The following is a 12,400-nucleotide window of genomic DNA, read 5'->3' as shown; positions in this document are numbered from 1 at the left end:
CGGCCCCAACGAAGCCCTCCGCGAGGGCACGGCCGATTCCCCCCGCCGCTGCTGAAACAACAGCCAGCGCTCGATCTTCGTCTTCCGACGATGATAAGGACATGCAATCAGCCGCACCCGGCCCGCGCGCCCGCCGGACCGCGGAAGGTCCGCGGCCCGGCCTGTCGCTCAGTGTTTGAATTGGGCGACGTTATCCTTGGTAAGGCGCATCACGCCAGTCTCGACTTTTTCCGGCAAGGGGTTGACGCCAGCCGCTTTGTAGTCCGGCACGACCTTCATGCCATCGGTATTCAGCCAATGAAGGAGATGCACGGCGAGAAAAGCTTCGACATAGGATTTTTGAACCACGGCGCCGACGATCGTTCCGTCCTCTATGTAGGGAAGCATGTCGTCGTTCCGGTCCATCGCGACGATCTTGACCTGGCCTTGGCGACCGGTCTCATGCACCGCGATGGCAGCACCTTTGCCGCTGTCGCCGTCGGTGCCGCCGATACCGACCACGTCAGGATGAGCGAGGAGTGACTGGCTGTAGGCCGTGGGGGCATAAGACGGGTCCGCTTTGTCGTTGACCACGTCGACTACTTCGATTTCGGACGCGGATTCCTTGAAGTAGGCCTTGTAGCCTTCGACCCGCTCCAGAACCGAAGGCGCGGGGAACGAACCGAGGATCACCTTGCCTTTGCCGCCGATCGCCTCGGCAAGCATCTTGCCCCCGACCTTGCCGGCTTCGAGGTTCGAGATGCCGAGATACACGGCGCGCTTGGTGCCCGGCGCGTCGCCGATGATCATGGCGACCGGAATTCCTGCATCGACGGCGCGGTCGATGCCGGCCGCAAGCGAGGCGGCGTCGCCAGGAAAGATCAGGAGGCCGGCCGGCTTCCGCGCGATCAGCTCATCGAGTTGCCGCGCCTGGGCGACGGTGTCGAAGTCGAGCGGGCCGGTGAAGCTCGTCTTGATGTTCAGCGATCTAGCGGCGTCTTCGAGAGCTTTGCGGTGGTCGACCCAGAACGGCACCTGCGTGACGATGGAGAGAAACACGTATTCCATGCCCTCGCTCTGGGCGAGCGCTTCATCGCTGAATTGGGGTACGAGGCCGAGCCCCGTCCCGGCGAGGCCAATGCCGCCGAGCTTCATCAGGCTGCGGCGGTCGAGATCGAGTGTCGTCATCACTTTCCTCCCTTCTTCGATTGGAGCCCAATGGGCCCTTGGCTTACCCGTCGCCGCGGCGCACCAGCATGTCGAGCGCAACGGCCAGGACAAGAACGGCGCCGGTGACGATCATCTGCCAGTAGATCGACACGGCGAGCATGGTCATGGCGTTGTTGATCAAGGCGACGAAGATGACGCCGAGAAACGCGCCCACGACGGTGCCCTCCCCGCCGCGCAGACTTGCGCCGCCGATCACGGCGGCTGCGAGCACCTGCAATTCGAGCGCGTTGCCGGCTGTAGGCGTACCGCTCATCAGCCGCGAGGCGAGGAGGACGCCGGCAAGCGCGGCGAGCAGTCCGCTCAGCATGTAGGCGAGTGTGCGGACGCGATTGACGGCCAAACCCGAGAGACGCGCCGCCTTCTCGTTCGAACCGATGTAGTAGAGTTGCCGGAAGAAGCTTCCATGCCGCATCGCGAGGTCAAAGACGACCACCAGTGCGAGCGCGACCCAAAGAAGAAACGGCAGGCCGAGAATCTCGGCGCGGCCGGCCCACCCGAAGGCCGGCGGTAGATTGCTGAGCGAGAATCCTTCGGTCAGCACCAAGGCGATCCCGCGGGCGATCGACATCGAGCCGAGAGTGGCGACCAGGGGATTGACACCGATCCTGGTGACGACGATGCCGTTGGCAAGGCCGATGATGACGCCAAGAGCAAGCGCACCAAGAATCGCCAGCGGGATGGAGGCGCCGCTTAACAGAAGAAGCGCCGTCACGGTACTCGCTAGCGCCAGCACGGAGCCGACCGAGAGATCGAATCCACCAGAGACCAGGAGCACCGTCATGCCCACAGCGATGATCACGGTCGGCGCCATGCCGATGGCTATCGCACGGAAGTTCGCCAGCGACAGGAAGACCGGCGAAGCCAGCGACATTCCGACGATGATCGCAACGATAAGAACCAGTAGCGTCAACTCGCGCGTCTCGACGAAGCGCCGAAGGACACGGCTGCCGAAACGCGAAGGCCACCGACCGACCTCGTCGACGCTCATGCCGCCTCCCCTTCGCGCTTGTGACCGATGCCGGAGGCAAGAGCCATTACACTCTCTTCCGTTGCCAAACGTGTCGGGAGATCGCCGACGATCTGTCCCTCTCGCATGACGACGATCCGATCGGAGATGGTGAAGAGCTCCGGGAGGTCAGAGGAGATCAAGAGAATCGCCTTACCGGCAGCAGCGAGGCGGCGGATTTCCTTGTGGATCTCCCTTTTCGCTTCGACGTCGACGCCCTTGGTCGGCTCGTCAATCACGACGATCGCCGGGTCGCTCGCAAGCCACTTCGACAGCATCAGTTTCTGCTGGTTGCCGCCGCTGAGTTTTCCAGCCGCCGCCGCAAGGCTCGGCACTCGTATCCGGAAGCGTTCGACCGCCCTACCCGCCGCCGCCGTCGCCGCCGCCCTCTCAATCCAACCGAGCCGCGCAAAGCGGCGAAGCGCAGTCACGACGAAATTATCGGTGACCGACATCGACAGGAACAGGCCTTCCGCTTTGCGATCGTCCGGCACATAGGCGATGCCGCGGGCCATCGCGTCGCGGAGACCACGCAGGCGCGTCGGACGGCCCTTGATCTCGATCGCAGTTCCTCCAGACGGCTGCCGCAGGCCGACGAGGCTGCGTGCAAGCTCGCTGCGGCGCGATCCCATCAGGCCCGCGAGACCGACGACCTCACCGAAACGTATTTCAAGCTCCAGATGTCGAGATTTGCCCTTGGCTCCGTTGCCACGGACTGCAAGCGCCACCGGACCCGGCACGAGCGCCGTCTCGGCTGCGAAGATTTCGAGGTTCCGGCCGACCATGGCGCGGACGACGTCGTCGATGGAAGTCTCCGGCACCGCGCGCGTGGTCATCCTTCGGCCATCGCGCAGCACGGTGACGCGGTCGGCGATCCGGAAGACCTCGGCCATGTGATGGCTCACATAGACGATGCCGATGCCCCGGGTCTTAAGCCGAGTGATGATGTCAAACAGCGCTGCGACCTCATCGGAGGTGAGCGCCGAGGTGGGCTCGTCGAGGAGAAGGATGCGAGCGTCGAGCGACAGCGCCTTGGCAATCTCGACGAGCTGGCGCGTGCCCGCGGGCAAGCGGTCAACCGGGCGACCGACATCGATTTCGATGCCGAAGGGGGAGAGGATCTGCTGGGTCCGCCGCCGGAGCTCGCTCCAGCGTATGACCCCGCAGGCCGTCGGAGCCCGGCCGACAAAGACGTTCTCGGCGACCGTCAAGGCCCCGGCGAGGCTAAGCTCCTGGAAGACCGTGCTGATGCCGAGCGCCTGCGCTCTGGATGGGTCGTCAATGGTGACCGCCCTCCCGTCGATGTTGATCGTACCCTTGTCGGGCGCGACCACACCGGAGAGGATGGCGAGGAGTGTCGATTTCCCGGCACCATTTTCGCCGACAAGCGCATGCACCTCGCCCTGCCTCAGATCGAAATCGACGTCGCCAAGGGCCCGCGTCGTGCCGTACCACTTCGTGATGCCGCTGAGCTCGAGGAGCGGTGCCGCCATCAGCTCGCCTCCGGAATTCCTTTATCCGCGGCGGCAATGTCCTCAATTCCGTTGGAATAGGTCTCGCGCGTCCGTCCGATATGGATATCCAGAACCGCTATCGTTGCGTCTGCGTCGCCACGCCGGATGGTGTCGAGCATCTGTCGATGCTCCTGGAACGACAGCTTCGTGTGAAGCGGCTTGCCGGCAAGGTGGGTCCGGAGCGCTGCGATCTTGCCGACATAGCGCTCATAGCTGTCGCGGAGATAGCTATTGCCGCAGTGCTCGAAGAAGGCCGCGTGATAGCGGGTGTCCAGGGACAGATAGAGCCGCTGGTCACCCCGACGCTGCGCGGTTGCCATGCCGCGCACGATGTCTTCAAGCTCCGCCGCGAAGCCATCCGGGCCGCGCGCGATGGCGAGCCTCAGCGCCGCCGTTTCTACCGCACTCCGGAATTCACAGATCTGATGAACCTCGCGAGCGCTCAGCGTGAAGACGAAGGCGCCGCGCTGCGGATAGATCAGCACCAGGCCCTCGGCGCGGAGCTGGGCGAGCGCCTCTCTGACGGGAGTCTTCGACACGCCGAGATCGTCGGCGAGCTGACGTTCAGAGAGAGGCTGACCCAACGCGAGGTCACCGTGGACGATCGACTGGCGGAGCTGGTGGAGCACGGTTTCCGCAAGCGATTTGGGTCGCTTGATCCTGGCGACGGGAAGCCGGCCGCTGATTTTGGTATTGCCTGCCATCTGCAAGGTGATATACCAGACACCAGAAAGTTCGGCAACAAGAAGCGGCTTCGCTGACGGCCCGTTACGAAGCCAAGGTACGTGCTCCGGGGAGGAGACATGGACAGAGCCGAGCTCGCGCTCGACTGCCGTAACCTGCACGGCGAGGGAATTCTGTGGAACCACCATGACCGCCGGGTCTGGTGGACGGACATCCACGGGAAGCGTCTGTGGTGGCTCGAACCCTCATCAGGTGCTTCGGGTTCAATCGCCATGGCGGACCGCGTCTGCTGCTTCGCGCCCCGCGAGAAAGGCGGTTTCATTCTCGCCCTCGCAAAGGAGGTGGCGTTCTTCGACCCCGGCACCGGCGAACTCGCGACGATCCATCGCTTCGAGCCCGACAAACTGGCGACGCGCCTCAATGACGGCCGCACGGACCGCCAGGGCCGATTCATCGCTGGCGGAATGAACGAGGGTTCCGGACCGGAAAAGTCGACCGTGTTGCGGATCGATCCCGACGAATCGGTAACGACGATCATTACCGGCGTTGGCTGCGCCAACTCGACCTGTTTCTCGCCCGACGGGCGCCGCATGTATTTCGCCGACACCTCCGTCGGAACCATCTGGGTCTATGACTACGATCCGGGCACCGGGGTTCCAGGCAACCGACAAGTCCTCAACGATTTCAAGGGAGAGCCGGGCATTCCGGACGGCTCGTGCGTCGACGCTGAAGGCGCCGTGTGGAATGCCGAATGGGAAGGCCGGCGAGTCGTCCGCATCCTGCCCGACGGGAGCATCGACCGGGTGGTCGAGGTGCCGGTGTTGAAGCCGACCTGCTGCGCTTTCGGCGGGCCTGAGCTCGAGACTCTCTACATCACCACATCGCGACTGGAGGCGACGCGGGAGCAGATCGCCGCCGAGCCGACGGCCGGCTCTCTCTTCGCTTTCAAACCCGGCGTGCGCGGCGTCGTGGACGCGCCGTTCGCCGGATAGAACCCGTCAAGCGTCCAAGGGAGGAAAGACATGAGCTTCAGCTTTCGATCGTTGATCGCGATAGCAGCGACAAGCGCGGTCGTAGTACTCACGGCGACCGGTATTGCCCTCGCCATCGACTACGCCGCACCGCAACCGCTTCAACCCGGCGCACAGGCGCCGATCACCAAGGGCGCCGGCAAGGACAAGATCCGCATCGCCTACATGCCGCCGGCGACCGAGTTCAACTACTACATCGCCATCGGCGAGGGCCTCAAAACCGCAGCGGCCGAGAAGGGCAATGTTGAGACCTTCATGCTCGCCCCGCAAAGCGGCGCCGACATCAACGGCCAGATGGGCATGATCCAGGACGTGATCACCCAGGGCGTCGACGCCATCGTCCTGTCGACCCATGACGAGGCGGCCGCCGCTCCGCTCGTCAAGCAGGCCGTCGACAAAGGCATCTCCGTCGTCATCGTCAACTCCGACATCGCCAACTTTCCGACCCCGGTCCATGCCGTGGTCGGCTATTCGCAACGCAAAGGCACGCATAAGATCGGCGAATACCTCCTTGAGAGGCTCGGCGATAAATCGGTGAAAGCCGCGGTCATCGAAGGCCAGCCCGGCTACCATTCGACAGAGCGCGTCGGCGGCTTCCTCGACGCCGTCAAGGGCAAGCCGAATGTGGATATTGTTGCGAGCATTCCCGGCGGCTGGAATGTTGAGGGTGGCAACACCGCCGGCATGGACCTGCTCCAGGGTCATCCGGACGTCGACGTCATCTTTGCCGCGAACGACTACATGATCATGGGTGCCCAACTCGCCGCTAAGTCGCTCGGTCGAAACGACTTGATGCTGCTTGGCAATGATGGCGACACCGCCGCTCTCGAGGAGATCAGCAAAGGCACGGTCACCGCGACTGTCAACACGACACCATTCGTCATGGGCCAGATTGCGTTGCAGGTCGCGATCGACGTGCTCGACGGCAATTTCGCAGGAGGCTTTGTCGAAACACCGACAACGATTGTCGACAAGGCCAATGTGCTGCCGGTTCTGCAGGCGCCCGACAAGCTCTATCCGAAGCCGTCGATACAGTATTGAGACGAACTCATGTTCCTTAAGCAGCACCTCCCTCGCTCGGCCGGATCACCCGGTCGGGCGAAGCAAGGATCGCGTGGAGAGCTATGGAAGAGAGCGTTCCCGTCTGGGAGCTGAGGAACGTGACCAAGCGTTTCCCCGGCGTTGTGGCCAACGATTCCGTGTCGCTCAGCCTCGTTGCCGGGCGGATTCACGGCCTGCTCGGCGAGAATGGCTGCGGCAAGTCCACGCTTGTCAAGGTGCTATGCGGGGTGCATCAGCCCGATTCGGGCGAGATCCTGTGTGCGGGCCAGCCGGTCGTGCTTTCCGACCCGATCGCCGCGCGGCGCGCAGGGATCGCCACGGTCTTTCAGGAGTTCTCGCTCGTCCAAACGCTATCGGTCGCGGAGAACATCTATCTCGGCCGGCTTCCGGGAAACCGATGGCGGATAGACTGGCCGGCAATGCGCGAGGGAGCCCGGCGCGTGCTTGGCCGCATCCACGTCGCGATCGACCCGGACGCGATCGTGGGCGAACTCTCAACCGCCGGCCAGCAACTCGTAGAGATCGCCAAGGCGATCGCGGCCAACGCCTCGATGATCATTCTCGACGAGCCGACCACCGCCCTCGGCCCCGACGAGATCGCCGAGCTTCATCGCCTTCTCCTGCGCCTCAGGGACGATGGCAGGATCATCCTCTACATCTCGCATCGCCTGGACGAGGTCGTTGAACTCGTCGACGAAGCAACGATCCTCAAGGATGGGCGCGTGGTATCGAACGCAGCGGAAACGCCGGTCGAGATCAGCGCCATTGTCCTTAAGATGGTCGGCCGCGTCGACGAACACTTTCCCAAGGCGGCGAATGCCACAAGTGACGCCCTCCTCGACGTGCGCTCCATCCACACGAGCAACCGCGTCGCCGGCGCTAGCTTTACGGTTGGCCGCGGCGAGGTCTTCGGCCTTGGCGGCGTGCTCGGCTCCGGCCGCACCGAAATCGCCCGCGCCCTGTTCGGGGTCGATGTGCTTCGGCAAGGCGAAATCCGGCTTCGCGGCAAATCGCTCAAGCTTCTGTCCTCGCGCGACGCGATCGCCGCCGGGATCGCGCTTGTGCCGGAGAATCGAAAATCCGACGGGCTCTTCTTCAATTTCAGCGGGCTCGAGAACATCTCGATCGCCGGGCTCGGCCGGATCACGCGCGGAGCCATGCTCGACCACGCCCGCGAACGACGGCTTGCCCACGGCCTGATCCGGAGCCTCAGAATCACGCCGACTGCCGGGACGGCGCTGGTCGGCGAGCTTTCCGGTGGCAACCAGCAGAAGATCGTGATTGCCCGGTGGCTGTTCGCGGAGGCCGAGCTTTTCGTTCTCGACGAGCCGACCCAAGGTATCGATGTCGGGGCCAAGATCGCCGTGTATCAGCTCATCAACGAGCTTACAGCCGCCGGCAAGGGCGTCATCCTGATCAGCTCCGACTATGACGAGCTGCTCGCGATGAGCGACCGGATCGGCATTGTAAGCCGCGGAAGGATCGTCGCAATCCGCGATGCCAGGAGCCTCGACAAGGCCGACCTGGTCAAGGCCTCCGCCGACCAGGAGGAGCTCGCCGCATGAAACGGTTGGTGAGCAACCAGATCGTCGGTCCGCTTGCTGCCCTTCTCCTGGTGGCTGTCGTCGTCGCGCTCACCACCAACCGCTTTCTCGATGTCGGCAATCTGTCCAACCTCATTCTGCAGGTGAGCATCGTTGCGATCGTTGCGATCGGCTCGACCATCGTGATCTTCACCGGCGGCATCGACCTTTCCCCCGGTTCGGCCATCGCATTGATGACTATGGTTTTCGCCATGGCGATCAAATTCGGGGACGTGCCGCTGCCGTTGGCGATTCTGCTCGTCCTTCTGATCGGCGTGCTCCTTGGCGCCGTGAACGGCGTCCTCACCGCCTACCTTCGTATCCCGTCGTTCATCACCACGCTCGCGGCGCTCTCGGCGTTCCGCGGCATCGCCTTCATGTTCAACAACGGCTCGCCGGTATTCTCCGTGCACCCGAAGCTCGAGCCGATCTTCTACGGCTCTCTTCTCGGGGTGCCGCTGCCGCTCTTCTACGTCGTCGGCCTTTACGCACTCGCCTTCTTCGTCATGCGCTACACCGCCTTCGGCCGCACGATCTACGCGGTCGGCGGCAACCCGCAGGCCGCGGCGCTCTCCGGGCTCAATGTCGCCCGCACGCGCTTCCTTGCCTTCGTCATTGCCGGTGCGATGGCGGCGGTCGGAGCCGTGCTCATGGCCGCACGGCTCAATTCCGGCTCGCCTAATTATGGCGTTGGGATGGAGCTCTCGGCGATCGCCGCCGCAGTGATCGGCGGCGCAAGTCTCGCCGGCGGTCGCGGCCAGATCGTGAGCACCGTGATCGGCGCGCTTACCATCGTCATCGTCCAGAACGCGCTCAACCTCAACGCCGTGCCGGCGTCGGCCCAGAACGTCATCATCGGCGCCATCATCGTGACCGCGGTCGGCGTCGACATGTGGCGCGGCGAGATCGGTCGCGCATTCGCCTTCATCGTCGGCCCGCTCACCTTGCCAGGACAAAAAGGAAAGGTTGATCAATGACCGCCATAACCTTTTCCCACATCGGCATCACTGTGCCCGACCTCGAAAGAGCAGTCGAGTTCTACTCGATGGCCTTCGACTGTTATGTGATCATGGGGCCGACCAAGGTCAGCCAGGACGACAGCGCTATCGGCCAGATGTGCGACGACGTCTTCGGAGCCGGCTGGGGAAGTTTCCGGATCGCTCACCTCTCGACCGGCGACGGCATCGGCATCGAGCTCTTCGAGTTCCCCAAAACTCGCCCTGAGAAGCGGCCCTTCGAATACTGGCGTCCGGGCATCTTCCACATCTGCCTGCAGGACCAGCATCTCGAAGAGCGCGTCAAGCGCATCGAGGCCCTCGGCGGCCGCCAGCGGATGAGCCAGGTCCGCTACTACTATCCGGGCGAAAAGCCTTACCGCATGGTCTATTGCGAGGATCCCTTCGGCAATATCATCGAGCTCTACAGTCACTCCTATGAGCTCACTTATTCGGCCGGCGCCTACGTCTGAAGCGCAGGAGAGACGCGGCATGGCGGAACACCCCAAGGTCGTCATCACCGACTACGACTACGGCAATCTGGATATCGAACGGGCCGTGCTGGAGGCAGTCGGGGCGCGCGTCGTAGGGCTCCAGGCCAAGTCGGAGGAGGAACTGGCTGCCGAGGCGATCGACTGCGACGCGATGATGAACCAGTATGCCCGCATCGGCGCGAAGACCATCGAACGCATGCAGCGCTGCCGGGTGATCGCCCGCTACGGCATCGGTGTCGACATCGTCGATGTCGACGCGGCGACCGCCAAGGGCATTCTTGTCACCAATGTCCGCGACTATTGCACCGACGAGGTCGCCGACCATGCGATCGGGCTGTGGCTCGCGCTCGCCCGCAAGCTTTTCCAATACAACGCCGCGACCCATGAAGGGATCTGGCGTTGGCAGACCGGGCAACCGATCCATCGGTTGAAGGGACGCACGATGGGCATTGTCTCCTTCGGCAAGATCGGCCAGGCGATTGCCGAGCGCGCCAAAGGCTTCGGCGTCGATATCCTTGTATACGATCCTTACATCGAGAAGGGCGTCGCCGAGGCGAAAGGCGCGCGCCGCGTCGGCAAGGCAGAGATTCTCCAAAACTCCGACTATCTGATGATGCAGGTGCCGATAACCCCCGAGACCCGGCATTTCCTGGGCGCGGCGGAATTCCGCCAAGTGAAGAAGGGGGCAATTATAGTGAATACCGGCCGCGGTCCAACCATCGACAACCGCGCGCTTTATCGGGCGCTGACCGAAGGCCGCATCGCCGGCGCCGGCCTGGATGATCCTGAAGAGGAGCCGGCCAAGCTCGCCAAGTGGAACCCAAGCGGCAATCCGCTGTTCTCGCTTGCCAACGTCATCGTGACGCCCCACACGGCGTACTATTCCGAAGAGTCGATCCGGGTTGCCCGCGAAACCGCCGCGTCTGAAGTCGCGCGCGTGCTGACCGGCGGCATGCCGCTCAACCCGGTTAACGCAGTAGAGCTGACGCGAACGCCGGCTCGAAGATAAGGGAGGTCATGCGATGCTCAAGGTTTTCAACGATTTCGAGCGGCAGCCGGTGCTGCTTGCGAAGTTCGAAGAGGTCGCCAAATGCTACAGCGCCTCATGCGTCTTTGCCGACGCTCAATACCGTCAGGGCGTGATGGATTCGGAGATCAAGCCGCCGTTTCCGGCGAGAATCGTCGGCCAAGCCCTCACGGTCCAGCTCTCGCCGGGAGACCTCGTTGACCCGCTCAGGGCAATCGAGATGGGCAGGGATGGTGACATCATCGTCGTCGACGCGGGCGGCGACCGGCAGACCTCGGTGTGCGGCGGGCTGATGGGCGGGCTCGCCAGGAACCGCGGCATTCGCGGCATGATCATCGATGGCTCCGGCCGCGACATCGACGAGCTTGAGGCGATCGGCTGGCCGATCTGGGCCCGCGCCATCACGGCGCGAGGCACGCACACAATGTATTCAGGCCGAAAGGATGAGCTCTCGATCAACGTGCCAATTCAATGCGGCGGCGTACCTATCAATCCCGGCGATTTCGTGGTTGCCGACACAATCGGCGTGACCGTCGTGCCGGTAGCCAGCGCCGAAACGGTCGTGGAGCTCGCGCGCGAACAGGCAGCGCGCGAACAAAAGACCCGCGAATGGGTCGCCCAAGGGAAAACACTTGAAGAGCTGCTTAACGAGTTCGGTCGTCTTTGAGACCGAGGACCTTTTCGCGTCCGGCCGGCCCCTATATGCTTGTCCTCTGGCGACGCCGTTCGCCCGTGCACGGCGAGAGACGCATCAATATCGGCACGTAAATCGATCACCAGCGGTATCATCAATTATCTTGGCCCGTTCCGGATGTCTTGATGCAATCCGAACGGAAAATTCACCATTGCGGAGATGCCGAACAACGCGGCGGCCGAGAAACCCGGTTCCACCGAACACGCTGACGACGCGATGGTTCATGGCAGCCATGGCTTAGACTTTGTCAGCTCATGTCGACCGTCTCGACCCGGCGGTTCAGGTCACGTGAACAGCACGCCTACTGACCACTATCTATCACCTGGGCTACCTCGTACAGATTGGGATCGATCTCGTCCGTCAACTGATCGAAATGACCCCACTCCTTGCGGAATTCCGGCGATTGATGAGCCGATCGCAGCAGATCGCGATTCTGCCATTGGACGTAGTTGACGATGCGCCGCCCGTCGAGGCTGCGATGCAGGCTGATTGAGATGAACCCAGGCTGGCGCGCCATAAAGCGCGCCCGCTCGGTCATGACGGACAATGCCTCGGTCTGCTTGTCCGGTTCAGAATCGACGATGGTGATTTGGGTGACGGGCTGGTTGCCGGTTCGGATCTCTGTCATGGAAACCTCGCTAGATTGGCGATGGATTTGCCGTGTCACTGCTGGCGGTCGAGGGGCCGGCCCGAGCGATCGAACACCCGATCGATCTTGCTCGCCATGATGAAATCGTTCTCGTGCAGTCCTTTTATCTTCTTGGTGCTCAGGGAAACCGTCACATAACCCCAGCCGAAGCTGATGTCGGGGTGATGGGTTTCGGTTTCGGCGAGCTCACCGATTTCCTGAACAAGGGCGAGCGCGTCCCCGAAATTGCGGCATCGAAAGCTCCGTTGGATGCGGTGGGCATCGTCACCCAGCTCCCAATCGGGAGCCTGTGCCTGGAAGCGTTGGGCTTCATCACGCGTGAGCGGCGGGACGCCGCCGCGACAAGGCGTACATGTTTTCTCGGCAAGAGTGTCGGTCATGTTCTTGTCTCCAAGACCATTTTTAGCAGCAAATACGACAGCGACGAGCCCTATCGATCGATCTCCCCGAAC

13 protein-coding genes are annotated in these 12,400 nt (G+C 63.0%); 7 read left to right on the top strand and 6 right to left on the bottom strand.

What is annotated here, in order from left to right:
• Positions 1–168 precede the first annotated feature (168 nt).
• Genes BQ8482_RS20755 through BQ8482_RS20740 form a run of 4 tightly spaced genes read right to left on the bottom strand, consistent with a single transcriptional unit; the run spans position 169 to position 4,433 of the window.
• Positions 169–1,167, bottom strand: a complete 999-nt coding sequence (locus tag BQ8482_RS20755) for a substrate-binding domain-containing protein (RefSeq protein WP_123149330.1) — start codon at positions 1,165–1,167, stop codon at positions 169–171.
• 43 nt (positions 1,168–1,210) lie between these two features.
• Complete coding sequence (locus BQ8482_RS20750) at positions 1,211–2,197, bottom strand: ABC transporter permease (protein WP_123149329.1); 987 nt, start codon at positions 2,195–2,197, stop codon at positions 1,211–1,213.
• The gene (locus BQ8482_RS20745; RefSeq protein WP_123149328.1) at positions 2,194–3,708 is read right to left on the bottom strand and encodes a sugar ABC transporter ATP-binding protein; all 1,515 of its coding nucleotides are present in this window, start codon (positions 3,706–3,708) and stop codon (positions 2,194–2,196) included. Before BQ8482_RS20745 ends, BQ8482_RS20750 begins: the two co-directional genes overlap by 4 nt.
• On the bottom strand, positions 3,708–4,433 hold the full coding sequence (locus tag BQ8482_RS20740) for a GntR family transcriptional regulator (RefSeq protein WP_123149327.1): 726 nt from the start codon (positions 4,431–4,433) through the stop codon (positions 3,708–3,710). The genes BQ8482_RS20745 and BQ8482_RS20740 overlap by 1 nt, the downstream gene beginning before the upstream one ends.
• Positions 4,434–4,532: 99 nt before the next feature.
• Here BQ8482_RS20740 and BQ8482_RS20735 point away from each other — a divergent pair, with 99 nt between their 5' ends.
• The 7 genes from BQ8482_RS20735 to BQ8482_RS20705 all read left to right on the top strand — a co-directional run bounded on the left by BQ8482_RS20735 (position 4,533) and on the right by BQ8482_RS20705 (position 11,272).
• On the top strand, positions 4,533–5,405 hold the full coding sequence (locus tag BQ8482_RS20735; RefSeq protein WP_123149326.1) for an SMP-30/gluconolactonase/LRE family protein: 873 nt from the start codon (positions 4,533–4,535) through the stop codon (positions 5,403–5,405).
• A 30-nt stretch (positions 5,406–5,435) separates the two neighbouring features.
• Entirely contained in the window at positions 5,436–6,485 is a 1,050-nt protein-coding gene (locus BQ8482_RS20730) for a sugar ABC transporter substrate-binding protein (RefSeq protein WP_123149325.1), read from the top strand.
• A 119-nt stretch (positions 6,486–6,604) separates the two neighbouring features.
• Complete coding sequence (locus BQ8482_RS20725; protein WP_208867787.1) at positions 6,605–8,071, top strand: sugar ABC transporter ATP-binding protein; 1,467 nt, start codon at positions 6,605–6,607, stop codon at positions 8,069–8,071.
• Positions 8,068–9,066 carry an ABC transporter permease gene (locus tag BQ8482_RS20720; protein ID WP_123149323.1) on the top strand — a complete coding sequence of 333 codons (999 nt, stop codon included), beginning with the start codon at positions 8,068–8,070 and terminating at the stop codon, positions 9,064–9,066. Before BQ8482_RS20725 ends, BQ8482_RS20720 begins: the two co-directional genes overlap by 4 nt.
• Positions 9,063–9,557 carry a lactoylglutathione lyase family protein gene (locus BQ8482_RS20715; protein WP_123149322.1) on the top strand — a complete coding sequence of 165 codons (495 nt, stop codon included), beginning with the start codon at positions 9,063–9,065 and terminating at the stop codon, positions 9,555–9,557. The genes BQ8482_RS20720 and BQ8482_RS20715 overlap by 4 nt, the downstream gene beginning before the upstream one ends.
• Before the next feature lie 19 nt (positions 9,558–9,576).
• Positions 9,577–10,587 (top strand): C-terminal binding protein, encoded by a 1,011-nt coding sequence (locus BQ8482_RS20710; RefSeq protein WP_123149321.1) that lies wholly within the window; start codon positions 9,577–9,579, stop codon positions 10,585–10,587.
• A 13-nt stretch (positions 10,588–10,600) separates the two neighbouring features.
• Complete coding sequence (locus tag BQ8482_RS20705; protein ID WP_123149320.1) at positions 10,601–11,272, top strand: RraA family protein; 672 nt, start codon at positions 10,601–10,603, stop codon at positions 11,270–11,272.
• Positions 11,273–11,600: 328 nt separating this feature from the next.
• Here the strand turns inward: BQ8482_RS20705 and BQ8482_RS20695 are convergent, their stop codons facing one another.
• Positions 11,601–11,927: an antibiotic biosynthesis monooxygenase family protein gene (locus tag BQ8482_RS20695; RefSeq protein WP_123149319.1), complete on the bottom strand. Its 327-nt coding sequence runs from the start codon at positions 11,925–11,927 to the stop codon at positions 11,601–11,603.
• Positions 11,928–11,962: 35 nt separating this feature from the next.
• Complete coding sequence (locus tag BQ8482_RS20690; protein ID WP_123149318.1) at positions 11,963–12,328, bottom strand: 4a-hydroxytetrahydrobiopterin dehydratase; 366 nt, start codon at positions 12,326–12,328, stop codon at positions 11,963–11,965.
• Between the last annotated feature and the right edge of the window lie 72 nt (positions 12,329–12,400).

The sequence above is a fragment of the Mesorhizobium delmotii genome, assembly GCF_900149755.1.
Classification (GTDB): Bacteria; Pseudomonadota; Alphaproteobacteria; order Rhizobiales; family Rhizobiaceae; genus Mesorhizobium; species Mesorhizobium delmotii.
The sequence above is the reverse complement of the archived record's forward strand: the minus strand, read 5'-3'. Positions and strand labels throughout refer to the sequence as shown.